Here is a 25,259-nt window from a genome sequence, read left to right as displayed (position 1 = left end):
CAGCGTATTCTCTTTGAAAAAGATATAAACATATGTTTATGTCGATTTTGGCGGCCTTGCAAGCGCTATGTCGCTTCCGGACCAGAAAATGCCGCATGCGTGATTTCCCGGTCCAGGTCACCTGAAACGCGGTTTGAGACAATGGCATGCACCAGCACAGAGACAGGCCCAGCACAGAGACAGGCCCAGCACAGAGACAGGCAATGACCGGGCTGAGTGAGATGTTCGAGGCACGTGAAGGCGAGCAGAGGCTGGCCCAGGATCCGGCAACGATGCCTCCCGATAGCGGCATCGTCTTCATCGGCCGTATCGCCTCGCCATGGACCACCCGGGAAAGCTGCCCGAAAAACATGCGCGCAGCGCGCGAAACGGGACAGCCGGCGGCGCTCACCATCGAAGCGCCCTATCGCGAAGGGCTGCGTGGGCTGGACCGCGCCAGCCACGTCGTCATCCTGTCCTGGCTGCATCACGCGCCGCGGAATCTGATCGTTCAAAAACCCCGCCATGCGGCTGAAGCAAAAGGCGTATTCGGGTTGCGCTCCCCTGCCCGGCCGAACCCGATCGGCCTGCATGTAGCCAAGCTCGTCGGTTTGGACATTGCCACCGGGCGCATCGATCTCGACGCCATCGACGTGCTCGACGGCACGCCGGTCGTCGACATCAAGCCCTATTTCGCCTCGACCGACGCTATATCGGAGGCGACCGTTGAGGGGCGCGAGGAGCGATGAGCGCGCCGACCGGCCGCCGCCGCGCCATCGCCAAGGCGCTGACAGCACTTTTGCCGCTGGCGCCTTATGCCGACATGGAGAAGATCCGCACCGACGCCGGCTCCGTGCATATGAAGACCTTGCCGCCGACAATCGCGGTCTGGCTGGCGACGATTGCCCATATCCGTCACATGCACACCGACTACGAAAAGCTGCTGGCCGAGGGCTATGATCGCGACTCGGCGCGTTTCTTCGTCATCGAGCAAACCAACATCGTGCTCACGCGCTGGCGCGCCACCCGCCTGCTCGACGCCGATGACGAGGAGGAATGACATTATTGCCGGGCCGGATGGTGCTCACTCGTAATGCTGGCCGATCTTCATCTTGATTGAAGTCGGAGTGCTGGTTCTATGCACCCGGCCTGCCGCCGATAGCTTGTGACGCAATGGCAAGGAGCTGCCGATGAGCCAAATCGCACAGGATACACCGCCGCTGCCTATTGTGGGCGATCGCCATGTCGACCCGCACGCCTATCCCGAAGGCATTGCCTTCCTCGACGGCCAGTACTTGCCAATGTCACAAGCCAAGGTCTCGGTGCTGGATTGGGGTTTTCTGCACTCTGACGCCACCTACGATACGGTGCATGTCTGGAACGGCCGCTTCTTCCGCCTCGATCTGCATCTCGACCGTTTCTTCGGCGGCTTGCAAAAGCTGCGCATGACGATCCCGTTCGATCGCGATGGTGTGGCCGAGATCCTGCACAATTGCGTCGCGCTGTCAGGTCATCGCGCCGCCTATGTCGAGATGCTGTGCACGCGCGGCGCCTCGCCGACCTTCAGCCGCGACCCGCGCCAGGCGATCAACCGCTTCATGGCGTTCGCCGTGCCGTTCGGCTCGGTCGCCAATGCCGAGCAGTTGCAGCGCGGCCTGCGTGTCGCGATCAGCGACAAGGTGCGCATTCCGCCGGCCTCGATCGATCCGGCGATCAAGAATTATCACTGGCTCGACCTCGTGCGCGGCCTCTACGATGCCTATGATCGCGGCGCCGAGACGGCCCTCATTCTCGACTTCAACGGCAATGTCGCCGAGGGTCCTGGCTTCAACGTCTTCTGCGTCAAGGACGGCAGACTGTCGACACCGGCCATCGGCGTGCTGCCGGGCATCACCCGCCGCACCGTCTTCGATCTTTGCGCAGAGATCGGACTCTCGGCGACGGCCATGAATGTTAGCGTGGCCATGCTGCGCGGCGCCGACGAAGTCTTCATCACCTCGACGGCCGGCGGCATCATGCCGTTGACGGAGATTGACGGTGCCGACATCGCCGACGGCAAGGTCGGGCCGATCACCAGCCGACTGATGGCGCTCTATTGGCAAAAACACGACGACCCGGCTTGGTCGAATTTGGTGAACTACCCCTGATTCACACGATTTCTTGTTCTACTGGAAAGCCCCAAGTTCAAAAAGATTTCCGCCCGCCTCTGGAAAATCACGGGATAGGCCGTATATGCCCGAAAGCGGAGAAGCCTCCGCTTTCATCCAGAAATTGCGCCCGCAGGGGCAAGGATTCCACATCATGACATCAAAGGTTTGGTTCATCACCGGATCGTCCAAAGGCTTTGGCCGCGTCTGGGCCGAGGCCGCGTTGGCGCGCGGCGACCGCGTCGCCGCGACCGCCCGTGACACCGGCACGCTCGCCGATCTGGTCGAGAAATACGGCGACAACGTCGCCGCAATTCAGCTCGACGTCACCGACAAGAAAGCCGTAGATGCCGCTGTCGCCGAGGCGCACAAGCGCTTTGGCCGGCTCGACGTCGTCATCAACAATGCCGGCTACGGCCATTTCGGCGCCATCGAGGAAGTCAGCGAGCAGGAAGCCCGCGACCAGATCGAGACCAATGTGTTCGGCGCGCTGTGGGTCACCCAGGCCGCCCTGCCGATCATGCGCGCGCAGCGGTCCGGCCACATCATCCAGATCTCGTCGATCGGCGGCGTCAACGCCTTTGCCTCGCTCGGCCTCTACCATGCCTCGAAATGGGCGCTGGAAGCCTTCAGCCAGTCGCTCAGCATCGAGGTCGCGGAATTCGGCATTCATGTCACGCTGGTCGAGCCGGGCGGCTTCTCCACCGACTGGTCGGGAGCATCGGCCAAGGTCTCCAAGCCTATCGGGGCCTATGCGCCTGCCCGCGCCAGGATGGCCGAGCGCCGCGCCAACTCGGTCGCCGGCGATCCCGAGGCGACCGGTCCGGCCATGCTGGCCATCGTCGATGCCGACGAGCCGCCGCTGCGGGTATTTTTCGGCGATGGCGGCCTGCCGATGATACGTCAGGAATACGCCAACCGCCTCGCCACCTGGGACAAATGGGACCACGTCTCCGTCATGGCGCAAGGCGCCAACAAGAACCGCAAAGGCTGACATCAGGTGTTTTGCTGCGCCGCCGCCTCACAGGCGGCGTAGCTCTCACCTCAGCCACGATGCGAGCGCGCGACTATGCCTGATAAATCCATTGTTCCGGCACCCGCACCGATATCTCTTCGCCAGCCCTGACGATGCCGGGCCTTTCAACCCAGGCGACCACACCGCGCAACCGCTTCGCCGCCTTGGGAAACAACAGCGCGCCGGCTTCGACGTCGGCCATTCCAGCGTTTTCAGCGATCGATCGCCCGGCGATGCGGCATGGCCCGTTCTGGGCGTCGACCTTGAGGGTCACGCCGCCCTTGAAGAACAGTAGCGTGCCGGCCGGCAGCATCGACAGATGCGGCACGCCGTCGATCACCAGATTGGCGCCGATCCATTCCGGCTTGATTTCGGCGAGTTCCATCCGTTCAGCGACGATGCCCAATTCGTCCGCCGCCACGATCGATATCTGCCGTTCGTTGCGCATCTCGGTGCCGCGCGGATACCAGGGCTCGCGCCCGCCGGAGCGGCGCGTCGGTCCTGCATGGAAGTCGCCTGAAATGCCGTCGAAGCCGAGCCGCAATTCGTCCACCGGACGCGTCTGGAAATCGTCCGCTGGCGCGACGTACAGCGCGGCCGCGCGGGCGGTAAGCTTCTTCGACGGAATGATTCCGGCCGGCTTTTCAGCCTCGGGAAAGAGATCCAGCATGACTTCATTCCTTGGATGACGTGCCCTGGTTTTGCCCTTCACCCGGCAAGGCCGCAAGAGCGGTTCGGGCCATAATGCGCAATTCCTCCACCGATGCGCCGTCCCGTGCCTGGATCGACATGCCGTTCATGACGCCTGCAATATATTTGGCTAAGCCTTCCACGGCGAGGTTTTCCGGCAATTCGCCTTCTGCCTTGCCTTTGGCCAGCCGCGCCGCGATCGCCGCCTCGCTCGCCTTGCGATAGGCCTTGAGTTCATCCGCAATGGCTTGCGCCTGCGGCGAGGCCGCCAGCGCGCCGCTGACGAAAAGGCATCCGCCCGGCTTGCCGGGCCTGGAATAGGCCGCCGCGGCGCCCAGTAGCAAGCGCCGTATCGCCTCCCCCGTCGACACCGGCGCGCTCAGCGCTTCCAGCGCGAAGCTTATTTCGGTCTCGTGGTAGCGCGTCAACGCCTTGCGAAACAAAGTCTCCTTGTCGGTGAAGGCGTTGTAGATCTGTGGCGGCGTCAGCCCCATCGCTTCGCGCAGCATGGCCAGCGACGTCGCTTCATAGCCGTGCTCCCAGAAAAGATGCATCGCGGCATCGAGCACCCGGTCGGGGTCGAATGCGCGCGGCCGGCCACCGCGTGACTTGTCCGAGTTTTCCATAGTGATCGATACGAAACCTGTTGACTCACCTTTCCCACATAACATATCAATTGATACGTAACCAGGCAAACCGGAAGATGACCTCCCGGAAAGGCCGTGCAACCCAAGGAGAAAAGCAATGCCGATCACCGTGACCGCGCCGGAAGGCGTACTGATCCCCGCTGGAGAGCGCGAAATCCTGCCACGCCTGAGCGCTGCACTCATCGAAGCCTCCGGCGCCACCGGCAATTCATTCTTCACCGCGATCGTCGGCGGCACCGTCCATATCCTGCCGCCGCGCCACATTTATGCAGGTGGCGCCAACCGGCCGGTTGTCATGGTCGAGTTGAAGCTACCCAATATCGCCCTTGGCTCAATCGAAGCCCGCAAGATCTTCATTGCCGCCGCCGCCCGGATTGTCGGCGAACTCTGCGTACCCAGCCACAAGCCGGAAAACACCTGGATCAACATCGTCAACGCGCCCGACGGCGGCTGGGGCATCGGTGACAGGCAATATACCGGCGACGCGCTCATCGCGGCCGCCACCGCCGCCGCGCGGTGATGAACAGGATGATGCGGCTCTCCCCTTCGCTGTTCTTCACCACCAACTGCGAGCCCGCGCTGGCCTTCTACGAACAATGCGGCCTTGGTCGGGCAACGATCCTGCTGCGCTGGGGCGACAACAATATGCCGGTGCGCACCGAAGCCATGCGCGGAAAAGTCCTGCATGCACGCTTCGAAGGTCCAGGTGTGCTGTTCCACGCCTCGGACAATGACGACGCGGAGCCGATGAAGGGCTCCGCCATGATGCTTGATTTCGACGGTCTGGCCGCGATGCGCGTGCTTTTCGCACGCATGGCCGAGGGCGGCCGGATCACAGTGCCTTTTGCCCGGCAATATTGGGGGAACAGCTTCGGCATGCTGGTCGACGCCTTTGGTGTGCAGTGGATGTTCAGTTGCTCCAATGAATAGAGGCCGGTTGCAGACCGCTCGATCACAACCTTCTTACCGAAAAAACGCCGCCGCGCCCAATTGTCGCCGCGCTGCATCGGCTTCATGGTGAAGTCCGGACCGTCGACGGAGGTTCTCATGCGTCCCGGAGCGGCGATCGCAGCGCTTTGGTTGATCTGGGTGGTCACATGGATCGCGGCTGCCCTGTGGGCCGATCCGGCGCAAAAGCGCGCCACCATCGGGGCGGAGGCTCGCTATCGCGTCTTCTGGCTGGCAGGCACCGTCCTGCTGTTCGTTCCAGCGCATGGCTATGAAGGCAGGCTGAGGTTGTGGACGCCGACCCTTGCCGAAGCCTGGGCCTGCGTTGCCCTGATCGCGGTCGGCATCGGCTTCGCGTGGTGGGCGCGGATCCATCTCGGGCGGTTGTGGTCCCCCACGGTCACCGCCAAGGCGGATCATCGCGTGGTCGACACCGGCCCCTATCGCCTGGTCCGGCATCCGATCTACACCGGGCTGCTGCTGGCGGTGCTCGCCACCATGGTGGCGAAGGGCACGGTCTGGGGCGCTGCCGGTACGGCCCTGCTCATCATCGGCGTCGTCATTAAGGCGAGGCTGGAGGAGCATTTCCTGCGCGACGAACTCGGCCCCGCCTACGACGAGTACGCCAGGCGGGTGCCGATGCTGGTTCCGTTCACGCCGGCCTGACACGACATTACTCAAAGCATTCTGATAAGCGCGCCGCCTATCGAATACCCGGCGCCGAAGGCGCAGATCAGACCGAAATCGCCGGGCTTCATATCGGCATGGTTCTCCGACAGCGCGATGATGGCACCCGCGCCCGCCGTGTTGCCGAGCCGCTCCAGCACCATGGGCGCGCGGTCATGGCCGACATCATGGCCGAAGGCCAGTTTCAGGATCATGGCGTTCATGCGCGCATTGGCCTGATGCAGCCAGAAGCGTCGGACCGCCTGTGGCGTCAGCCCATGCTCGGCCAGGAATTCGACGATGAATTTGTGCCCGGCGACGGTGACTTCCTTGAACACCTTGTTGCCGACCTGCTTGATGAGGTTGCCCTCCAGGTTGATCATGTAGGGATCGTCCTGGGCGGTACGCGTGTGGTAGCCGAGATTGGTGCGGATGTTGTTCGACATCTGCGTCCAGATGCGCGTGTCCAGCACCTCGAAGCGACCCGGCCGCTTCTCGCCCTGGGCGAGGCCTTCCACCACCATCGACACCGAAGCGTCCCCGAAGATGAAATGCGTCTGCCGGTCGCGGAAATTGAGATGGCCCGTGATGATCTCGGGCGTGGTCACCAGGATGCGCTTGTGCGCGCCCGAGCGCACCAGATTGACCGCCATGTGCAGCGCAGCCGCCGCGGACGAACAGCCAAGTCCCATATCGAAGCCGGCGTCCCTCGTGCCCAGCGCCTCCTGCATTTCGATGGCGATGGCCGGATACGGCCTCTGCTGATGCGAGGACGAGCAGATCACCAGATCGATGTCCGACGCCTCGATGCCGGCGTGCTCGATCGCCTTCCTGGCCGAAGCGACACCGAATTCCGCCTGCAGCGAGAGCGCGTCGTCCGGGCGCGCCGGAATGCGGGGCGCCATGCGGGTCGGGTCGAGAATGCCTTCCCGCTCGATCACATGGCGGGCGCGCACGCCCGAGGCATGGACGATGAAGTCGGCATCCGATTTCTGCAGCAGCGTCTCGCCGGCAGCCTCGCGCCGCGCGTTCTCGGTGTCGACCCAGGCATTGAAGCTGGCGACCAGTTCCTCATTCGTGATGACAGGCTTGGGGATTTCAGCGCCGATGCCGCTGATGATGACGCGATGCATGTTTCCAGTCCGTCCCGTCCGCGGGCATTGCGGCTTCATGTGGGCGCCGAAACGCTTCGGCGCAACACTTTTCTCACTCGGCCGGTTTACGTCGGCTTAAACCAGGGTTTACGCCAGCCTATCCCGCCCGCTTGGCGACGATGAAAATGCGGGGGAAACGCAGCAGCACTTTGCCATCGGCGGTCTTCGGATACGCCTTGGCGACCTTGGCCGTGTAGCTGTCTAGGAACAGCTTGCGCTCGTCCGCGTCCAGCGGATCGAGGAACGGCTTCAGCCCGGTCGACTTCACCCATTCGACGATTGCCTCGGCGTCGGCCAGCGGATGGTTGTAGATGGTGTGCCAGATGTCGAGCCGAGCGGAGAGCGGCGACAGCAGGTCGTAATAGAACGACACCGGCGGCAGCGGTGCGCGGGCCGCACCCCTGATCTTTGCCGCGAAAGGCACTTGCGCCGCGGTTTCCCGCATCAGCCGATGCGAATCCTCGGCCATATTGTCAGGCATCTGGATGGCCAGCGCGCCACCGGGCGCCAGAAAACCCATCAGACGCTGGAACACCGCCGGATGCTCCGGCAGCCACTGGAAGACCGCGTTGGCGAAGATCACGTTGACCGGCTCGGCCGGCTGCCATGTCGAGGCATCGGCGAGGTCGAAGCTGACATTGGGCAGGCACGCCCTCGCCTTTTCGATCATGTCGGGAGACGTGTCGAAGCCGCTCACTTGCGCATCCGGCCAGCGCTCGACCAGAAGTTCGGTCGAATTGCCCGGCCCGCAGCCGATGTCGACGACGCGGCGCGGAAAATCCACCGGCACCTGGGCTGCGAGGTCACGCGCCGGCCGCGTGCGCTCGTCCTCGAATTTCAGATATTGGGCGGCGGACCAATCAGCCATTCGAGCTCCTCATGCCTGCTTGAGAATTCGCCGCCCCGGTGCCCCTTACCGCGTCAGCCTCTTGTAGGTCATGCGGTGCGGGTTGACGGCTTCGGGCCCGAGCCGGCGGATCTTGTCCTGCTCGTAGTCCTCGAAATTGCCTTCGAACCATTCGACATGGCTGTCGCCCTCGAAGGCGAGGATGTGCGTCGCCAGACGGTCGAGGAACATGCGATCGTGCGAGATGATGACGGCGCAGCCGCCAAAATTTTCCAGCGCGTCTTCGAGTGCGGCAAGCGTTTCCGTATCGAGATCGTTGGTCGGTTCGTCGAGCAGCAGCACATTGCCGCCGGTCTTCAGCATCTTGGCCAGGTGCACCCGGTTGCGCTGACCACCGGACAGATTGCCGACCTTCTGTTGCTGGTCGCCGCCACGGAAGTTGAACGAAGCGCAGTACGCACGGGTGTTGGCCTCGAACTTGCCGAGCTTGACCACTTCGGCGCCGCCCGAGATCTCTTCCCAGACGGTCTTCGACGGATCGAGCGCATCGCGGCTTTGGTCGACATAGCCGAGCTTCACCGTCTCGCCGATGCGCACTGAGCCCGCATCCGGCTTTTCCTGGCCGGTGATCATGCGGAACAGCGTCGTCTTGCCGGCGCCGTTCGGGCCGATGACGCCGACGATGCCGCCCGGAGGCAGCTTGAATTCGAGGCCTTCGATCAACAGCGTGTCGCCGAAGCCTTTCGACAGGCCCTCGACCTCGATGACCACGTTGCCGAGCCGCTCACCATGCGGAATGACGATCTGCGTATCCGTCGGCCGCCGCTTGTCGGCTGCATCGAGCAGGTCCTGGAACGCCTGGATACGCGCCTTGGACTTGGTCTGGCGGGCCTTCGGGCTCGACTGGATCCACTCGCGCTCGCGGCCGATGGCGCGCTGGCGGGCGTCGTCCTCGCGGCCCTCCTGCTTGAGGCGCTTGGCCTTGGCTTCGAGATATTTGGTGTAGTTGCCCTCATACGGGATGCCGCGGCCGCGATCGAGTTCCAGGATCCAGCCGGTGACATTGTCGAGGAAGTAGCGATCGTGGGTGATGATCATCACGGCGCCGGGATAGGCGCGCAGATGCTTTTCCAGCCACGCCGTCGTCTCGGCGTCGAGATGGTTGGTCGGTTCGTCGAGCAGCAGAAGATCAGGCTGGCGCAGCAGCAGCTGGCAGAGCGCGACGCGGCGGCGCTCGCCACCCGACAGCTTGGTGACATTGGCATCCTTGGGCGGGCAGCCCAGCGCTTCCATCGCCATCTCGACCTGCTGTTCGAGATCCCAAAGGTTCAGCCGGTCCATCTCGTCCTGGAGCTTGGCCGACTCGTCGGCCGTTTCGTCGGAATAGTTCATCATCAATTCGTTGTAACGCTCGATGATGGCGGTCTTGGCCGCGACACCTTCCATGATGTTCTCGAACACGGTCTTGTCGGGGTCGAGCGCCGGTTCCTGCGCCAGGTAGCCGACCGTGGCGCCTTCGGCGAGCCACGCCTCACCGCTCCAGTCCTTGTCGATGCCGGCCATGATCTTGAGGATCGTCGACTTGCCGGCGCCGTTCGGGCCGAGGATGCCGATTTTGGCGTCGGGGTAGAAGGACAGATGAACGTTCTCGAGCACCTTCTTGGTGCCATAGGCCTTGTTGAGGCCGGCCATGTGATAGATGAACTGGCGTGCCACGCGCGCTTTCCCTGAAAAATGACTGGATTTGTCGAATTGAATGGAGGTTGGCCGCTATGTAGGCGATGCGGCGCCGAACGGCAATCGCTTTTGCCACATCGAGCCAACCACAAGGACAAGTGTGCACCGACAGCCAAGTTTTCAACCGGTCGATCGCGCGCGGAAATCCCTGGTTAACCCTTCCGCGTCAAAACAGGATCGGGTGGAATCGCCGGCTTGCCGCGATTTCCAGAGAGAGATCGGATCGACGGCATTGCTGAACAGTTTCCTGCTCCTTGCCGAAGCGGTCGTCTACTTCAGCGTTATGGTGACGCTTTTCCGCTTCCGCAAGCGCATCGGCCTTGGCGTCTTCGTCTGCGCGCTTGGCGTCATGCATTTCCTCGAGACCTATCTCGCCAGCGTCTTTTATGTCGCCCTGCCGTTCGGCATGGTGTCGCCGGGCTCGGCGGTGCTCTTTTCCGGCAAACTGGTGATGCTCCTTCTGCTCTACATAAAGGAAGATGCCGCCACCGTGCGTCAGCCGATCTATGGCCTGCTGCTCGGCAATGCGGTGATGATCGGGCTGGTTCTGCTCCTGCGCCTGCACGCCATCGCTCCGCTTCCCGATGGCCGGCTCCCCGACATCGGCTTCATCGACGAGATGGGCTGGTTGATGGTGTGGGGCACGACGCTGCTGGTCATCGACGCCATCCTGATCATCCTGCTCTATGAAAAGCTTGGGCGCACGCTGCGCAAGGCGCGGTTCGTGCGCATCCTGGTTTCGGTTGCCTGCGTGCTCACCTTCGACCAGGCCGGCTTCTTCACCGCGCTGCATTTTGTTGCCGGCGCACCGATTGCGGTCTTCTTCGGCGGCTGGTTCGCCAAGATGGCGGCGGCACTGACTTTCAGTGCCATGCTGGTCGCCTATCTCAAATGGTTCGAGGTCCGCGACGTCCAGATGCCGCGCGGCCTGACCGACATTTTCGAGACGTTGACCTATCGCGAACGCTACGAAGCGCTGGTCGAGCATGTCGGCCGCGACGGTCTGACCGGCCTGTTGCATCGCGGACGCTTCGATGCCGACGGTGAAGCCGCCGTCCAGGCCAGCCTGCGCACGGCGAGGCCGCTCAGCCTGCTCATCGTCGATGTCGACCACTTCAAGTCGATCAACGACCGTTTCGGCCATGCCGAGGGCGACAAGGTGCTGAAGGCGGTTGCAACCGTACTTTGCGAGGCGGCAGGCGCCGAGGACCAGGTGTTCCGGATCGGCGGCGAGGAATTCGCCATCCTGAGTTCGCGTCCGCATTCCGTCGCCAGGCTGTTTGGCGAAAGCGTCCGCACCGCGCTCAAGGCGTCGGCCGCCACCAGCCGCTTCGAGCTGACCGTCAGCGCCGGCGTTTCCACCGTCAGCGAAACGACGCAGTGCCTGGCCGATCTGTTCGCGCTCGCCGACCAGCGCCTTTACAAGGCGAAATCGACCGGACGCGACCGCGTCGTCGGCGAACCCGGTGGGCATGAGGCCGACGTCGCCATTGCCTGGACCAGGTCAGCCCAGATCTAGCTCTCTCCGCGACGGCCGCGCCGGCTTACCGGAAGCGGCGATCCCGCACTTACTGGAAGCCGATCGGATCGACCGTCCCGGTCGGGCAACCGGCCTTGTTGGTCGGCACCGAGGCCAGCAGCAGGTCCTTGAGCGAACTGTTCGGGCCGATCGGACCGGCAAGGCCAAGCGTCAGTTCGCCGATCATCCGCCGGCCACTCGACGGATCGATAAGGCAGGACACCCGCACCCGGTCCCCTGCTCCCGCGCCGAAGGCCTGGTCGAAGGCGCCGCGGATCTGATCCGCGGTCAGCTTGCCGCCGATATTTTTGGCGAAGAGGTCGCGCACCGGCGAACTGTTGACCTCACGCATCAAATGAAGAGCGTCGGAAAAATACTCCTGCTGGCTTTTGCCGTAGCAGGTGCCGTGCTTGATCCATTCATGCCGTTCCAGCTTCGAGGCGGTGCCGGGCATCACCTTGTCGAGCTCGGTGCGGGTGTCGGCATCGAGGTTGACCGGCGGCAGGTCCTGCCAGTGAGCCGGATTGTCATTGGCCTTGTCGCTGGCCGAAGCCTGGCAATAGAAATTGCCGTTCGGCTGCGGCCACAGACCGTGCAGCGTGAAGTTGGTGGAATCGAACTCACTAGGGTTTTGCGCCTTGCATTCGGTCTTGTTCGACTTGGTCTCACAGAAGGCCGGCTGCCAGCTCAACGCGAAAACGTATTCGGGTTTCCCCGAGGGCGCGGGCTTGCCTTGCCCGCCCGGAGCCGCCGGCACGGTCGCGGCACTGCTGCCCGAGAGATGGCCGCAGCTGACCTTCACCCAGCGGCGCTCGGGATCGGCACCCGGCACCAGGATGAGGTAGTGGGTCGGGGCGTCCTTGTTGCCGGCCAGCAATTGGTAGGTCTTGCCCGCATCCGTCGAGACATTGCCCGGGTTCTTGCCGTTCTTGATCGCCTGCGTCGCCGGACAGGCAGCGTCGGCCACGAAGGTGCCGCTCATCTTGACGTCGGCATGCGCCGCGCCCGCCAGCGATCCCGCCAGCAAGGCCAATCCGAAAACAACAGCAATGCGCATGCAGAATCCCCTGCTGGAAAGTGGGCGACAGACTGAAGCTGTCTCCATGTCAGAATTGCGATATTTTGCGGGCTCGTGGCAAGAAAGATCGTCGTCGAAAAACCGGCAGGCCGGATTGACGCAAATCTGGCACCGGCGCACACAGTTTGGACATCACGAGGGCGGAACCAGGGAGAGACCGGCCGGCATGCCATTCAGCCAGCAGCGCGTGGTTCGCTCGCCGACCGGCGCCGACCTCAATCTGTTCGTCCGGCAGGCCGACACCCCTCCGCGTGCGGTGATCCAGATCAATCATGGCCTGGCCGAACATGCCGCTCGCTACGACCGCTTCGCCGGTTTCCTCGCCGCCCGGGGCTTCCATGTCTATGTCCATGACCACCGTGGCCATGGAGCGACCAAGGCGCCCGACGCGCCGCTCGGCAGATTCGCCGACAAGGACGGCCCGGCCAAGGTGATCGCCGATGTCGACGCCATCCACGATCTCATCGCCCGCGAGCAGCCTGACCTGCCGGTGATCCTTTTCGGCCACTCGATGGGCGCCTCCGTGGCGCTGAATTTCATGCTGCGCCATTCGAACCGCATCCATGCCGCCGCGATCTGGAACGGCAATTTCTCGCAAGGCCTGCTCGGCCAGGTGGCGCTCGGTATCCTTGCCTGGGAACGGATGCGGCTGGGCTCCGATGTCCCGTCGCGCCTGCTGCCGAAACTTACCTTCCAGGCCTGGGGCAAGGCGGTGCCCAACCATCGCACCTTGTTTGACTGGCTGTCGCGCGACGAGGCGGAGGTGGCGAAATATATCGCCGATCCGCTCTGCGGCTGGGATGCCTCCATCTCGATGTGGCGCGATGTGGTCGCCTTGGCGCTGAACGGCGGCAAGGATGCAGGCTTTGCCACTGTGCGCCGCGACATCCCCGTCGCCATCGTCGGCGGCGAAAAAGACCCTGCCTCGGACTACGGCAAGGGCATCACCCATCTCGCCAGTCGCATGCGCGGGATGGGCTTTTCGAATCTGGTTTCAAAGGTTTACGCCGAAACCCGCCACGAAAGCCTGAACGAGGTGAACCGCGACACCATCATGGACGATTTCGCCAACTGGGCGGACACTGTCCTGAAGGCGTGACGGGTTGGCCCATTGCAAGGACCGTGACAGCCGCTGCCGGGCTTGATAGAGGCTCTGCTTTCGCGGCAATCAGGATGATTGCGGCAAACACGGTGATTTATGGCCGAACCCCCGCTGAAAAGCGTCCGCGTCGTCGAACTCGCCCGCATTCTTGCCGGGCCCTGGGCCGGGCAGTTGCTTGCCGATCTCGGCGCCGATGTCATCAAGGTCGAGAGCCCCGATGGCGGCGACGACACCCGCAAATGGGGTCCGCCCTTCGTCATGAGCCATGACGGCGAGAACCTGTCGGCCGCTTATTACCATTCCTGCAATCGCGGCAAGCGCTCCATCGCCATCGACTTCTCGACGCCGGAAGGCGCCGAGACGGTGCGCCGGCTGGTCGCGACGGCGGATGTGCTGATCGAGAACTTCAAACTCGGCGGCCTGAAGAAATATGGGCTCGACCATGACAGCCTGAAGAAGATCAACCCTCGCCTGGTCTACTGCTCCATCACCGGCTTTGGTCAGGATGGGCCTTATGCGGCCCGCGCCGGTTATGACTTCATCATTCAGGCCATGGCCGGCATGATGTCGATCACCGGCGAGGCCGGCCGCGAGCCGCAGAAGGCCGGCGTCGCCATCTCGGATATCTTCACCGGCCTCTATTCGGTCATCGCCATCCAGGCCGCGCTTCGTCATGCCGAACAGACCGGCGAAGGCCAGCACATCGACATGGCGCTGTTCGACACTCAGATCTCGGCGCTCGGCAACCAGAACCTCAACTATCTCGTTTCCGGCAAGTCGCCGGTGCAGATGGGCAATGCGCATATGAACATTGCCCCGTACGAAGTGCTTCCGGTCAGGGACGGCCACATCATCCTGGCTGTCGGCAATGACGGCCAGTTCGCCAAATTCTGCGCTGCGGTCGGGCTGGACGATTTGCCGGCCAATCCCGATTTCACCACCAATCCGGCCCGCGTCGCCAACCGCGTGGACCTTCGCGCACGCATCATCGAGGCGCTTAAGACCTGGGATCGCGATCCGCTGCTGGCGAAGCTCGAAGCCGCCAGTGTGCCGGCAAGTCCGATCAACACGATCGGCCAGATGTTCGCCGATCCGCAGACCATTGCCCGCGGCATGCGGCTCGACCTCGACGACGGCCATGGCAACCGCCTGCCGTCGGTGCGCGCGCCGATGGTGATGTCGGGCACACCGCTCACCTATGAGCGCCCCTCGCCGCGCCTTGGCGAGCACACTGACGAAATCCTTGCCGAACTGGAGAAGTCTGGGAAATGAAGACCGGTGGACAACTGATCGTCGACGCCCTCGAAGCCAACGGCACCGACCGTATCTTCTGTGTGCCGGGCGAATCCTACCTTGCGGTGCTTGACGCCCTGCATGATTCCTCGATCCGCACCATCGTCTGCCGCCAGGAAGGCGGTGCTGCCATGATGGCCGATTGTCAGGGCCGGCTGACCGGCAAGCCCGGAATCTGCTTCGTCACCCGCGGCCCCGGCGCCACCAACGCTTCGGCAGGCATCCACATCGCCATGCAAGATTCGGTTCCCCTCATCCTGTTCATCGGCCAGGTCGCCAGCCACGCCAAGGAGCGCGAGGCTTTTCAGGAGGTTGATTACGTCAGGTTCTTCGGCGACATCGCCAAATGGGTGGTTGAGATCGACGACGCCTCGCGCATCCCTGAATTCGTCACCCGCGCTTTCGCCGTGGCGACGTCAGGCCGTCCCGGCCCGGTCGTCATCTCGCTGCCGGAGGATATGCTGACCAGCATGGTCGAAGCGCCGGAAGCACTTCCGCACACGCCGGTCGAGACCTATCCCGGCAAGGCCGAACTCGACGCACTGGAAATGCTGCTTGCCGGCGCGAAGCGTCCCTTCGTCATCCTTGGCGGCACGCGCTGGAACGCGGATGCCGTGGCGCGGATGCATGAGATCGCCGAGGCCTGGTCGCTTCCTGTCGGCTGTTCCTTCCGCCGCCAGATGCTGTTCGACCATCTTCATCCAAACTATGCCGGCGATGTCGGCATCGGCATCAATCCGAAGCTGGCGGCGGCGATCAAGCAGGCCGAGGTCGTTCTCTTGATCGGCGGCCGCATGGGCGAGATGCCATCTTCGGACTACACGTTGCTGAAGAGCCCCTATCCCGACCAGGCACTGGTGCATGTCCATGCCGATGCCGGCGAACTCGGCCGGGTCTACCGCCCGACGCTGGCGATCAACGCCTCGCCAGCGGCTTTCGTCGAGGCTTTCGCCAAGCGCAAGCCCGCCGGAACGCCATCATGGGCGGCCGAGACGCCCGGGCACCATGCGGCCTATCTCGAATGGTCGACGCCACCACAGACCGGCCCCGGCGGGGTCCAGATGGGTCCGATCATGGACTATCTGGAAAAAGTGTTGCCCGACGATGCCATCCTGACCAATGGCGCCGGCAATTATGCGACCTGGGTTCATCGCTTCCACCGCTCCCGCCGCTTCGGCACGCAGGCCGCGCCGACGTCGGGCTCGATGGGTTACGGCACGCCGGCGGCGGTCGCGGCCAAGGCGCTTTATCCGGAGCGCACCGTGGTCGCCTTCGCCGGCGACGGCTGCTTCCTGATGAACGGGCAGGAATTCGCCACCGCCGTGCAGTACGATCTGCCGATCGTGGTGATCGTGGTCAACAACGGCATTTACGGCACCATCCGCATGCATCAGGAGCGCGAATATCCCGGTCGTGTCGTCGGCACCGATCTGAAGAACCCCGATTTTGCAGCACTTGCCCGCGCCTATGGTGGCCATGGCGAGACGGTGGAGAAGACAGCTGATTTCGCGCCTGCCTTCGAGCGCGCGCGAACCAGCGGCAAGCCTGCGATCGTCGAGATCAGGCTCGATCCCGAAGCGATAACGCCGACCCGGACGATGACGCAGATACGCGACAAGGCTTAAGGGTAGCCTGGCCGAGTTTCCTGGCGCCCCCTGTCCCGCCGGCCCTCGGCCGCTACATCGCCTTTTCGACCTGACCGCGGATCTCGCCGTCCTTGTGGGCGGCCGTGTGCACGTTGACGTAATATTTGCCTGCCTCCAGGTCAGCGGCCTGCGCATCGGTCAACGTCGCCGACCCCTTGATCGGGCTCTTGAGCTTGCCTTTGAACGGGATCACGGGATCCGCGTTTTCACCCATTGCCGCCGGGCCGTGGATATGCGCGGCCGACGCCGGGCCGCTGAGGCCGGAATACTTCACGTTCCAGCTGAGCTTCTTCTTCGTGGTGTCGAAGGTGAGAGTGGCCGTCCCCTTGCCCTTGGTGGTGACAGCTGGGCTCTGCTGGCCGCCATCGAGGGTCGCCTTGTATTTTACCATCTCGGCCATGGCCGGTGACGCGAACAGGAAAGCGGTGGAAATAGCGAGCGCCGATAGCGCCGGCAGGAAGGGGTGTGCGCGCATGAAGAACCTCCGATTGAAGCTATGCGTCACGGCTCCCCGCCGCGCGCATGCTTCAATGCAACGGCTGGTTGGCACAATGTATCCCCGCACACGGTTTTGTGATCGGAGCGAATTGAAAAGGGGCGGTCGCCCGCCCCTTTTGGTGTCAGCCGTCAAACCGGTCGCGGGCGCCGTTGATTGCGCCTGCCAGGCTTATTTGACCGCCTTGTCCGTGATGGCGGTGGTGTAGGCGCCTTTCGGCTCCTTGGTGATGATCTTCTGATCGAGCAGCGCCTTGGCGGTGCGCTCGTAGGTCGCCGGGTCGAGCTTGCCGTCGGCGTTGTCGATCAGCTTGGCGACTTCGCTCATCATCCGCTTCTGGTGGTTCTCATCCTGGCCGCCGCCGTCCATGACAATGCCTGCCGCCTCGTCATTGTTGTCAATGGCGTATTTCCAGCCCTTCATCGAAGCGCGCACGAAACGCACCATCTTGTCCTCGAAGGCCGGATCCTTGAGCTTGTCTTCCGACGCATAGAGGCCGTCCTCGAGCAGGTCGTTGCCCATGGCCGAGTAGTTGAAGACGGTGAGTTGTTCGGGCTTGTAGCCGGCGTCGATCAGCTGCCAGTACTCATTGTAGGTCATGACCGAGATGCAATCGGCCTGCTTCTGGATCAGCGGCTGCACATCGAAACTCTGCTTGAGAACAGTGACACCATCAGGGCCGCCATCGGTCTTGAGGCCAAGCTTGTTCATCCAGGCGTAGAACGGATATTCATTGCCGAAGAACCAGACGCCCAGCGTATGACCCTTGAAATCGGCTTCGCTCTTGATCGGGCCGTCCTTCGGGCAGACCAGCTCCATGCCGGCCTTCTTGAACGGCTGGGCGATGTTGACCAGCGGCACGCCCTTTTCGCGCGCGGCGAGCGCGCCGCCCATCCAGTCGACGATGACATCGGCACCACCGCCGGCGATCACCTGCTCCGGGGCGATGTCGGGACCGCCCGGCTTGATGTCGACGTCGAGCCCTTCGGCGTCATAGAAACCCTTCGCCTTGGCGACATAGTAGCCGGCAAACTGCGCCTGCGTGACCCATTTCAGCTGCAAGGTCACCTTGTCGGCGGCTATTGCCTGGAACGCGGCCAGCGACATCGCGCCGGCCAGAAATGGAATAATAAGTCTTTTCATTTTTTTACCCTCTGAAGTTAGTGCCCTAAACCCACCGCCCCTATCCACCACGGACAGAGGGATGCCAAAACGTGACGGCCCTTTCGACAAGGGCGACCACGCCATAAAAGACCGAACCCGCAAGTGCTGCAACTGCGATTTCGGCCCAGACCATGTCGATGTTCATCCGCCCGACCTCGGTCGAAATGCGGAAGCCCATACCGACGACCGGCGTGCCGAAGAACTCGGCGACGATGGCGCCGATCAGCGCCAGCGTCGAGTTGATCTTCAGCGCGTTGAAGATGAAAGGTGCTGCCGCCGGCAGCCGCAGCTTGATGAGCGTCGGCCAATAGCCAGACGCATAGGTGCGCATCAGGTCGCGCTCCATATGGCCGGACGCGGCGAGCCCGGCGACCGTGTTCACCAGCATCGGGAAGAAGGTCATGATGATGACGACAGCCGCCTTGGACTGCCAGTCGAAGCCGAACCACATGACCATGATCGGCGCCACGCCGATGATCGGCAGCGCCGAGACCATGTTGCCGATCGGCAAGAGCCCGCGCCGCAGGAACGCCACGCGGTCGGCGAGAACAGCGGTGACGAAGCCCGCACCGCTGCCCACGACATAGCCGAAGAGCACCGCCTTGAAGATGGTCTGCCGGACATCGGCTCCGAGGATCGGCAGCGAACCGGCGATGCGCGCGCCGATGGCGCTCGGCGGCGGCAACAGGATGAAAGGAATGCCGGCGCCGCGTGTGACAGCTTCCCAGATGATCAGGATCCAGGCACCGAAGATGGCGGGGATGATCAGGCGCAGAGCGGTCCGCGTCGAGCCGTCCGTCGGGCGCAGTCCAGACAAGACCGCGACACAACGCCAGCCAAGCAGCCAGGCGGCCGCGAGCAGCAGGAAATATGGCGCCCGCGCCAGACCTTCGAAGCCGGCAATGCCCCCGATGAGCAGCCAGGCCGCCAGATGCGCACCGATGAAAAGCACGACAGCTTCGACCACGGGCGGTACTTTGGCCATCGGGATCAAAGCGGCGAGAAGCAGCGCGCCGAAGATCAGCCAGCTCGTCGCGGCATAGGGATAGATCAACGTCCCCGCAGGCTGCGCCAGCGGATCAACTTTTGGCGCTGCGATCGCTCCGAGCGCAACGGCGATCAGGCACGCCAGGATCGCCAACGTCGCTTGCCAGGAAGGTTTCAGCCGGTTCATGCCGGCCTCCCGCCCATGGCGCGGTCGACGAGGCGGCCGGCGATGCCAACCACCATCACAAGCAGCGCCGCCACGATCGAGCCGGCGACCAGCGCCGACCAGATGTCGATGGACTGGCTGTAATAGGCGCCGGCCAGAAGCTTGGCGCCGATGCCGGCGACAGCACCCGTCGGCAGTTCGCCGACGATGGCGCCGACCAGGCTTGCCGCCACCGCAACCTTCATCGAGGTGAACAGGAACGGCACCGAGGCCGGCACGCGCAGCTTCCAGAAGGTCTGGGCCTGGCTGGCATTGTAGGTGTGCATCAGGTCGAGATGCATGAGTTCGGGCGAGCGCAGCCCCTTCACCATGCCGACCGTTACCGGGAAGAACGACAGGTAGGTCGAGATCATCGCCTTCGGGACCAGGCCGGTGATGCCGACCGCCGCCAGCACGACGATGATCATCGGCGCCACGGCCAGGATCGGAATGGTCTGCGAGGCGATGATCCACGGCATCAGGCTGCGATCGAGCGTCGCCACATGGACGATGCCCACCGCGATGACGATGCCGAGCGCGGTGCCGAAGGCAAAGCCGAGCAACGTCGAGGACAGCGTCACCCAGGCGTTGTAGACAAGACTGCGGTTCGAGGTGATGGGCCGCAGAAACGTGTTCTCGAAGAAATTCACCGCCACCTGATGCGGCGCCGGCAGCGTCGGCTTCGGCTGCGACAACGTCTTGCCGATGAGTTCGCTGAACGTCGAGGTTTCGTTGGCCCGCCGGTCGAGATCGCGCTGGAAGGGCGCGTTGAGGAAGACGGCGAAAACGTACCAGAGCACGACGACACCAACGAGGATCGAGGTGACCGGGATAAGCTTGTCGCGGAAGGTGTCCATCTAGCGATCCTCGCCGGGCTGGCGCCCTCCTCTCCCCAACGGGGAGAGGGTGGCCGGAGCGAAGCGGAGGTCGGGTGAGGGGGTAGAAATCTTTCCGTCAAGGCAAGCCAAGATCGTATCAAGGACCGCTCGGCGCTCGGCCAACACTTCGTGGTTCCAGAATCTCAGAACGGAATACCCTTGGCCGTTCAGCCAAGCGGTTCTCACGGCATCGGCTGGAGAATCCGCGTGCTGGCTGCCGTCAAGTTCGACAATCAGGCCGTTCTCGCGGCAAACGAAATCGGCGATGAAAGGTCCGAGAGGCACTTGCCTCACAAATTTGTAACCGTTGAGATGACGGCCTCTCAGTTCGCCCCAAAGTCTGTATTCAGCCTCGGTCTCTTCAACCCGCAGCCTTCGGGCGCGTTCGGTTGCCCCGATCTTCCTCTTGGTCGGATCTGTCGGCGCCGCCCCCTCACCCGACCTCCGCTTCGCTCCGGCCACCCTCTCCCCGTGGGGGAGAGGAGGAAACTCATCCTGCCCCCACTCAATCATCATAGCTATGCCCTGCCCTCAACCCGTCCCGCACCCGTGCGGCGATCGCCAGGAACTCCGGCGTCTCGCGGATGCCGAGCGGCCGCTCTTTCGGCAGCGTCGATTCAATGACATCGCTGACCCGGCCCGGACGTGGCGACATGACGACGATGCGTGTCGACAGATAGACCGCCTCCGGGATGGAGTGTGTGACGAAGCAGATGGTCTTGTTCGTCCGTCCCCACAGTTCCAGCAATTGCTCGTTGAGGTGGTCGCGCACAATCTCGTCCAGCGCGCCGAACGGCTCGTCCATCAACAGGAGGTCGGCGTCGAAGGCGAGCGCACGCGCGATCGAGGCGCGCTGCTGCATGCCCCCGGAAAGCTGCCAGGGATATTTCTTCTCGAAGCCGCTGAGATTGACGAGGTCGAGCGTGCGCTTGATGCGCTCCGCCTGCTCGGCCCTGGACAGGCCCATGATCTCCAGCGGCAGCGCGACATTGCGCTCGATGGTGCGCCAGGGAAACAGGGCGGCGGCCTGGAAGACATAGCCGTAGGCGCGTTTCTCGCGCGCCTGTTCAGCTGTCATGCCGTTGATCGAAATCGCCCCCGAGGTCGGCTTCTCCAGATCGGCGATGACGCGCAGCAAAGTGGTCTTGCCGCAGCCCGACGGCCCGATGAAGGAGACGAACTCCCCCTTGCCGATGGTCAGGTCGACATTGGACAGCGCCTGCACCGGCCCGTCATTGGTCTGGAAGGTGAGCCCAAGTTTGCTTGCCGAAACGACGGCTGGCGAAATTCCCGTCATCGGTTGCGGCCTGCCTGTTCCCGTGGCGCCGTCCCGATTCCGATTGCTTTTATCGCGATGTTGTTTTCCATTCGACCCATCCCATTGGCCCCAGCCCTGCTGAGCTTGTCCCACTCAATCGACGCCCGGAGTTTCCCCGATGTCGCCTAAACCCACTTGTCATCTTATCCGCCCTGAAAGCACTTATGAAGGCAAGCAGGGTCTAACCTATTTCGCAGGCATCGCCACCGAGTCGGTCGGCTCTTCCGGCATCTGCATGCATGTGCTGACCATGCCGCCCGGCGCCCGCGCCAAGGCGCATCTGCATGAGAACCATGAAACGGCGATCTACGTGCTCTCCGGCGAGGTCCATACCTGGTATGGCGACCGGCTGGAGCATCACATCGTCGTCAAGGCCGGTGACCTCTTCTACATTCCGGCCGGCGTGCCGCATTTGCCGGCCAATCTGAGCAACGCCCCCTCGTCGGCTGTCATCGCCCGCACCGACCCCAACGAACAGGAAAGCGTCGTCCTGTTGCCGGAACTGGATGCACTGGTCGCTTGATATCCTCGAACGAGGGACGCTGGCCGTCATCGGCACCGTGACACTTCCCCGTAGACGGCACCGTCCTCGTCGGCAATCACCAGCTTCTTGGCGTTCTTGGCGCTGCGCTTGATGGTGAACTGGATCGTCGACTGGCCTTCCTCGCCTTCCGCCTGGCATTGCGCCTTCGCCACCAGCGAACCGTCGGCCTGTACCTGCTTTTCAGTGAAGGTACAGGCGCTGGCAATGGTGATGAAGTCGGTATCGGTCAGCAGCAGCATGTCCTCGGCATAGAGCTTCTGACCATTCTTGTTGATGCAGCCGGTCTTGTTGCCATAGGGCTTGGACAGGTCGATGCCGGCCGCCGAGGCGGAGCCGGCAGCCAGAACCAGAACGGCGGCGAGATAGAACCCCGCGCGCCTCACCGTCAAACCCCGGTCGCCGGAATGCCGGTCCGCTCGACCTTGCGCGGCGCGGTGATCTCTTTCCAGGTCGACAGCGCCCGGTTGACGGCGGCGTTCGGCTCGCGGCCGACGAACTCGCCATGACCGGGCTTTGCCTTCACCTCGGCTTCCTCGATCGACAACTCGCCTCGCGAGAAGACGAAGCGCGGCAAGCCCGTCACCTCGACGCCTTCGAATACATTGTAGTCGATGACAGACTGCTGCTTCTTCGAAGAAATCGTTTTCTTGGCGCTAGGATCCCAGACGATGATGTCGGCATCGGCACCTTCGACGATGGCGCCCTTTTTTGGATACATATTGAGGATCTTGGCGATGTTGGTCGATGTCACGGCGACGAACTCGTTCATCGTCAGCCGCCCGGTGTTGACGCCCTTGGTCCATAGCACCGGCAGCCGGTCCTCGAGGCCCCCCGTGCCGTTGGGAATCTTGGTGAAATTGCCGACGCCGAAGCGCTTCTGCTCGGTGGTGAAGGCGCAATGATCGGTCGCCACCACCTGCAGCGATCCGGCCTGCAGGCCCGCCCATAGCGAATCCTGGTGCAGCTTGTTGCGGAAGGGTGGGCTCATCACGCGACGCGCTGCATGGTCCCAGTCCTTGTCGAAATACTCGCTCTCGTCCAGCGTCAGGTGCTGGATCAGCGGCTCGCCGAACACCCGCATGCCTTTCTGGCGCGCCCGGCGGATCGCCTCGTGGCTCTGCTCGCAGGAGACGTGCACGACATAGAGCGGCACGCCGGCCATATCGGCGATCATGATGGCGCGGTTGGTCGCCTCGCCCTCCACTTCCGGTGGGCGCGAATAGGCATGCCCTTCGGGGCCGTTGTTGCCGGCGGCGAGCAGCTTCTGCGACAGGGCGGCGACCACGTCGCCATTCTCGGCATGCACCAGCGGCAGTGCGCCGAGGTCGGCGCAGCGCTGGAACGACGCGTACATCTCGTCGTCGTCGACCATCAGCGCGCCCTTGTAGGCCATGAAGTGCTTGAACGAGGTGATGCCCTTGTCGACCACGGTGGCCATCTCGTCGAACACCTGCTTGCCCCACCAGGTGATCGCCATGTGGAAGGAATAGTCGCAGGCTGCCTTCGAGGTCTTGTTGTCCCACATCTGCAAGGCTTCGAGCAGCGACTGCTGCGGGGACGGGAGGCAGAAATCGACCACCATCGTCGTGCCGCCGGCCAGGGCAGCCCTCGTGCCGGATTCGAAATCATCGGCGGAATAAGTGCCCATGAAGGGCATTTCAAGATGGGTATGCGGGTCGATGCCGCCTGGCATGACATAGCAACCGGTGGCGTCATACTCATGGTCGCCGTGCAGGTTGGAACCGATAGCGACGATCTTGCCGTGCTGCATCAGCACGTCGGCCTTCCACGTGCGGTCGGCCGTGACGATGGTGCCGTTTCGGATGACCTTGGACATTTTCTTGTTCCCTTGTCTTTTCGCGCTTCTTGGTGAGCGGCGTTTGGAGGTAAATCTTCTTAGTTCACTCCACGATGACGGCCGTCTCCACCACCGCGTGGAACAGAACGTCGGCGCCGGCCGCGGCCCATTCCTTGGTGATCTCTTCCGCCTCGTTGTGGCTTAACCCATCCACGCATGGGCACATCACCATCGCGGTCGGAGCGACGCGGTTGATCCAGCAGGCGTCGTGGCCTGCGCCGGAGACGATATTGCGATGCGTATAACCGAGCCGCTCTGCGGCGTCGCGGATCGCCTTGACGCAGCCCTTGTCGAAGGTGACCGGATCGAAATGACCGACCTGCTCGATCTCGTATCGGATGTCGAGCGCATCGCAGATCGTGTCGATGCCTTCGCGGATGCGGCCATCCATGGCATCGAGCACTTCCTTCTCCGGCGAGCGGATGTCTATGGTGAAGACGGTGCGTCCGGCGATGATGTTGCGCGAATTGGGATAGACTTCCATGTGGCCGACCGCGCCGACGGCGTCGGGCTGGTAGTCCATGGCGATCTCGTGCACCAGTTCGATCACCCGGGCCATGCCGAGCCCAGCATTGCGGCGCTTCGGCATCGGCGTCGAGCCGGTATGCGCTTCCTTGCCCGTCAGCGTCACCTGCAGCCATTTCAGGCCCTGGCCGTGGGTGACGACGCCGATGTCGATATCTTCGTCCTCAAGGATCGGGCCCTGCTCGATATGCAGTTCGAAGAAGGCGTGAATCTTGCGGTCGCCGACCTTCTCGGCGCCCTTCCAGCCGATGCGCTCCAGTTCGTCGCCGAACTTTTTGCCCTGCTTGTCGGTATGCTGATAGACATCCGCCTGGTCGAGCACGCCCGCGAATACGCCGGAGGCCATCATCGCCGGAGCGAAGCGCGCCCCTTCCTCGTTGGTCCAGTTGGTGACGACGATCGGGTGTTTGGTCTTGATGTCGAGATCGTTGAGCGAACGCACGATCTCCAGGCCGCCGAGCACGCCGAGCACGCCGTCATACTTGCCGCCGGTGGGCTGCGTATCGAGGTGGCTGCCGACATAGACCGGCGGCAGGCTGGGATCGGTGCCCTCGCGGCGGGCAAACATGGTGCCCATCTCGTCGACGCCCATTTCGAGCCCGGCCGCATCACACCAGCGCTTGAACAGGTGCCGGCCCTCGCCGTCCTCGTCGGTCACGGTCTGGCGATTGTTACCGCCGGCAATGCCGGGGCCGATCTTCGCCATCTCCATGATGGAATCCCACAAGCGGTCTGAATTGATTCGCAGATTCTCGCCGGGTGCGGCCATTCAAAGTCCTCTCCTATTGCGCGGCGTCCCCCTCCCCCTCGAGGGGA

General features: G+C 63.2%; 27 protein-coding genes. 12 read left to right on the top strand and 15 right to left on the bottom strand.

Features of this window, described 5'->3' with window-relative positions; translation table 11 throughout:
• Window positions 1-203 precede the first annotated feature (203 nt).
• The 4 genes from tsaA (at window position 204) to O7B34_RS08975 (ending at window position 3,120) form a co-directional block, all read left to right on the top strand.
• Window positions 204-728 (top strand): tRNA (N6-threonylcarbamoyladenosine(37)-N6)-methyltransferase TrmO, encoded by a 525-nt coding sequence (tsaA, locus tag O7B34_RS08990; RefSeq protein ID WP_337145712.1) that lies wholly within the window; start codon window positions 204-206, stop codon window positions 726-728.
• Window positions 725-1,039, top strand: coding sequence for a DUF2293 domain-containing protein (locus tag O7B34_RS08985; RefSeq protein WP_127281028.1), 315 nt, complete (start codon window positions 725-727; stop codon window positions 1,037-1,039). The genes tsaA and O7B34_RS08985 overlap by 4 nt, the downstream gene beginning before the upstream one ends.
• Window positions 1,040-1,169: 130 nt before the next feature.
• Window positions 1,170-2,126 carry a D-amino acid aminotransferase gene (locus tag O7B34_RS08980; RefSeq protein ID WP_337145711.1) on the top strand — a complete coding sequence of 319 codons (957 nt, stop codon included), beginning with the start codon at window positions 1,170-1,172 and terminating at the stop codon, window positions 2,124-2,126.
• Between the two features lie 154 nt (window positions 2,127-2,280).
• A complete protein-coding gene (locus O7B34_RS08975; protein ID WP_337145710.1) occupies window positions 2,281-3,120 on the top strand; it encodes an SDR family oxidoreductase in 840 nt (279 codons plus the stop codon).
• Window positions 3,121-3,193: 73 nt separating this feature from the next.
• Here the strand turns inward: O7B34_RS08975 and O7B34_RS08970 are convergent, their stop codons facing one another.
• Both O7B34_RS08970 and O7B34_RS08965 read right to left on the bottom strand, forming a co-directional pair.
• Window positions 3,194-3,811 carry an MOSC domain-containing protein gene (locus O7B34_RS08970; protein WP_337145709.1) on the bottom strand — a complete coding sequence of 206 codons (618 nt, stop codon included), beginning with the start codon at window positions 3,809-3,811 and terminating at the stop codon, window positions 3,194-3,196.
• Window positions 3,812-3,815: 4 nt separating this feature from the next.
• Entirely contained in the window at window positions 3,816-4,586 is a 771-nt protein-coding gene (locus O7B34_RS08965; RefSeq protein WP_337142782.1) for a TetR/AcrR family transcriptional regulator, read from the bottom strand.
• Here O7B34_RS08965 and O7B34_RS08960 point away from each other — a divergent pair.
• The 3 genes from O7B34_RS08960 (at window position 4,576) to O7B34_RS08950 (ending at window position 6,092) form a co-directional block, all read left to right on the top strand.
• Window positions 4,576-4,998: a hypothetical protein gene (locus O7B34_RS08960; RefSeq protein WP_140717598.1), complete on the top strand. Its 423-nt coding sequence runs from the start codon at window positions 4,576-4,578 to the stop codon at window positions 4,996-4,998. The genes O7B34_RS08965 and O7B34_RS08960 overlap by 11 nt on opposite strands.
• Window positions 4,999-5,009: 11 nt before the next feature.
• Window positions 5,010-5,408: a glyoxalase/bleomycin resistance/extradiol dioxygenase family protein gene (locus tag O7B34_RS08955; protein WP_337146121.1), complete on the top strand. Its 399-nt coding sequence runs from the start codon at window positions 5,010-5,012 to the stop codon at window positions 5,406-5,408.
• A 117-nt stretch (window positions 5,409-5,525) separates the two neighbouring features.
• On the top strand, window positions 5,526-6,092 hold the full coding sequence (locus tag O7B34_RS08950; protein WP_337145708.1) for a methyltransferase family protein: 567 nt from the start codon (window positions 5,526-5,528) through the stop codon (window positions 6,090-6,092).
• Between the two features lie 11 nt (window positions 6,093-6,103).
• Here the strand turns inward: O7B34_RS08950 and O7B34_RS08945 are convergent, their stop codons facing one another.
• The 3 genes from O7B34_RS08945 to ettA form a co-directional block, all read right to left on the bottom strand.
• The gene (locus O7B34_RS08945) at window positions 6,104-7,225 is read right to left on the bottom strand and encodes a beta-ketoacyl-ACP synthase III (RefSeq protein WP_337145707.1); all 1,122 of its coding nucleotides are present in this window, start codon (window positions 7,223-7,225) and stop codon (window positions 6,104-6,106) included.
• Window positions 7,226-7,343: 118 nt separating this feature from the next.
• Entirely contained in the window at window positions 7,344-8,114 is a 771-nt protein-coding gene (tam, locus tag O7B34_RS08940; RefSeq protein WP_337145706.1) for a trans-aconitate 2-methyltransferase, read from the bottom strand.
• A 45-nt stretch (window positions 8,115-8,159) separates the two neighbouring features.
• A complete protein-coding gene (gene ettA, locus O7B34_RS08935) occupies window positions 8,160-9,809 on the bottom strand; it encodes an energy-dependent translational throttle protein EttA (RefSeq protein ID WP_337145705.1) in 1,650 nt (549 codons plus the stop codon).
• A gap of 253 nt (window positions 9,810-10,062) precedes the next feature.
• Here ettA and O7B34_RS08930 point away from each other — a divergent pair, with 253 nt between their 5' ends.
• On the top strand, window positions 10,063-11,349 hold the full coding sequence (locus O7B34_RS08930; RefSeq protein ID WP_337145704.1) for a GGDEF domain-containing protein: 1,287 nt from the start codon (window positions 10,063-10,065) through the stop codon (window positions 11,347-11,349).
• 49 nt (window positions 11,350-11,398) lie between these two features.
• Here the strand turns inward: O7B34_RS08930 and O7B34_RS08925 are convergent, their stop codons facing one another.
• A complete protein-coding gene (locus O7B34_RS08925) occupies window positions 11,399-12,406 on the bottom strand; it encodes a ribonuclease T2 family protein (RefSeq protein WP_337145703.1) in 1,008 nt (335 codons plus the stop codon).
• A gap of 187 nt (window positions 12,407-12,593) precedes the next feature.
• On the opposite strand from O7B34_RS08925, the gene O7B34_RS08920 reads away from it, so the two are divergent.
• From O7B34_RS08920 to O7B34_RS08910, 3 genes are all read left to right on the top strand, one after another.
• Window positions 12,594-13,526 (top strand): alpha/beta hydrolase, encoded by a 933-nt coding sequence (locus O7B34_RS08920; protein ID WP_337145702.1) that lies wholly within the window; start codon window positions 12,594-12,596, stop codon window positions 13,524-13,526.
• 99 nt (window positions 13,527-13,625) lie between these two features.
• Window positions 13,626-14,801 carry a CaiB/BaiF CoA transferase family protein gene (locus O7B34_RS08915; protein WP_337145701.1) on the top strand — a complete coding sequence of 392 codons (1,176 nt, stop codon included), beginning with the start codon at window positions 13,626-13,628 and terminating at the stop codon, window positions 14,799-14,801.
• A complete protein-coding gene (locus tag O7B34_RS08910) occupies window positions 14,798-16,447 on the top strand; it encodes a thiamine pyrophosphate-binding protein (RefSeq protein ID WP_337145700.1) in 1,650 nt (549 codons plus the stop codon). The genes O7B34_RS08915 and O7B34_RS08910 overlap by 4 nt, the downstream gene beginning before the upstream one ends.
• A 52-nt stretch (window positions 16,448-16,499) precedes the next feature.
• Here the strand turns inward: O7B34_RS08910 and O7B34_RS08905 are convergent, their stop codons facing one another.
• The 6 genes from O7B34_RS08905 to O7B34_RS08880 form a co-directional block, all read right to left on the bottom strand.
• On the bottom strand, window positions 16,500-16,943 hold the full coding sequence (locus O7B34_RS08905; protein ID WP_337142774.1) for a CHRD domain-containing protein: 444 nt from the start codon (window positions 16,941-16,943) through the stop codon (window positions 16,500-16,502).
• Window positions 16,944-17,135: 192 nt separating this feature from the next.
• Window positions 17,136-18,107: an ABC transporter substrate-binding protein gene (locus O7B34_RS08900; RefSeq protein WP_337145699.1), complete on the bottom strand. Its 972-nt coding sequence runs from the start codon at window positions 18,105-18,107 to the stop codon at window positions 17,136-17,138.
• 40 nt (window positions 18,108-18,147) lie between these two features.
• The gene (locus tag O7B34_RS08895) at window positions 18,148-19,302 is read right to left on the bottom strand and encodes an ABC transporter permease (RefSeq protein ID WP_337145698.1); all 1,155 of its coding nucleotides are present in this window, start codon (window positions 19,300-19,302) and stop codon (window positions 18,148-18,150) included.
• The gene (locus tag O7B34_RS08890) at window positions 19,299-20,177 is read right to left on the bottom strand and encodes an ABC transporter permease (RefSeq protein ID WP_337145697.1); all 879 of its coding nucleotides are present in this window, start codon (window positions 20,175-20,177) and stop codon (window positions 19,299-19,301) included. Before O7B34_RS08890 ends, O7B34_RS08895 begins: the two co-directional genes overlap by 4 nt.
• On the bottom strand, window positions 20,178-20,711 hold the full coding sequence (locus O7B34_RS08885) for an endonuclease domain-containing protein (protein WP_442920960.1): 534 nt from the start codon (window positions 20,709-20,711) through the stop codon (window positions 20,178-20,180).
• Window positions 20,704-21,495: an ABC transporter ATP-binding protein gene (locus O7B34_RS08880; RefSeq protein ID WP_027141599.1), complete on the bottom strand. Its 792-nt coding sequence runs from the start codon at window positions 21,493-21,495 to the stop codon at window positions 20,704-20,706. Before O7B34_RS08880 ends, O7B34_RS08885 begins: the two co-directional genes overlap by 8 nt.
• Before the next feature lie 139 nt (window positions 21,496-21,634).
• Here O7B34_RS08880 and O7B34_RS08875 point away from each other — a divergent pair, with 139 nt between their 5' ends.
• Window positions 21,635-22,039: a cupin domain-containing protein gene (locus tag O7B34_RS08875; RefSeq protein ID WP_015317160.1), complete on the top strand. Its 405-nt coding sequence runs from the start codon at window positions 21,635-21,637 to the stop codon at window positions 22,037-22,039.
• 26 nt (window positions 22,040-22,065) lie between these two features.
• Here O7B34_RS08875 and O7B34_RS08870 read toward each other — a convergent pair whose 3' ends face one another.
• From O7B34_RS08870 to O7B34_RS08860, 3 genes are all read right to left on the bottom strand, one after another.
• A complete protein-coding gene (locus O7B34_RS08870; RefSeq protein ID WP_337145696.1) occupies window positions 22,066-22,443 on the bottom strand; it encodes a hypothetical protein in 378 nt (125 codons plus the stop codon).
• A gap of 2 nt (window positions 22,444-22,445) precedes the next feature.
• Window positions 22,446-23,897 carry a dihydropyrimidinase gene (gene hydA / locus O7B34_RS08865; protein ID WP_337145695.1) on the bottom strand — a complete coding sequence of 484 codons (1,452 nt, stop codon included), beginning with the start codon at window positions 23,895-23,897 and terminating at the stop codon, window positions 22,446-22,448.
• 64 nt (window positions 23,898-23,961) lie between these two features.
• On the bottom strand, window positions 23,962-25,212 hold the full coding sequence (locus O7B34_RS08860; protein WP_337145694.1) for a Zn-dependent hydrolase: 1,251 nt from the start codon (window positions 25,210-25,212) through the stop codon (window positions 23,962-23,964).
• Window positions 25,213-25,259: the final 47 nt, after the last annotated feature.

Origin of the sequence: Mesorhizobium sp. Cs1299R1N3, from assembly GCF_037179625.1 — a bacterium.
Lineage (GTDB): Bacteria > Pseudomonadota > Alphaproteobacteria > Rhizobiales > Rhizobiaceae > Mesorhizobium > Mesorhizobium salmacidum.
Note: the sequence above shows the minus strand (reverse complement) of the source record. Positions and strands in the feature narration are given on the sequence as shown.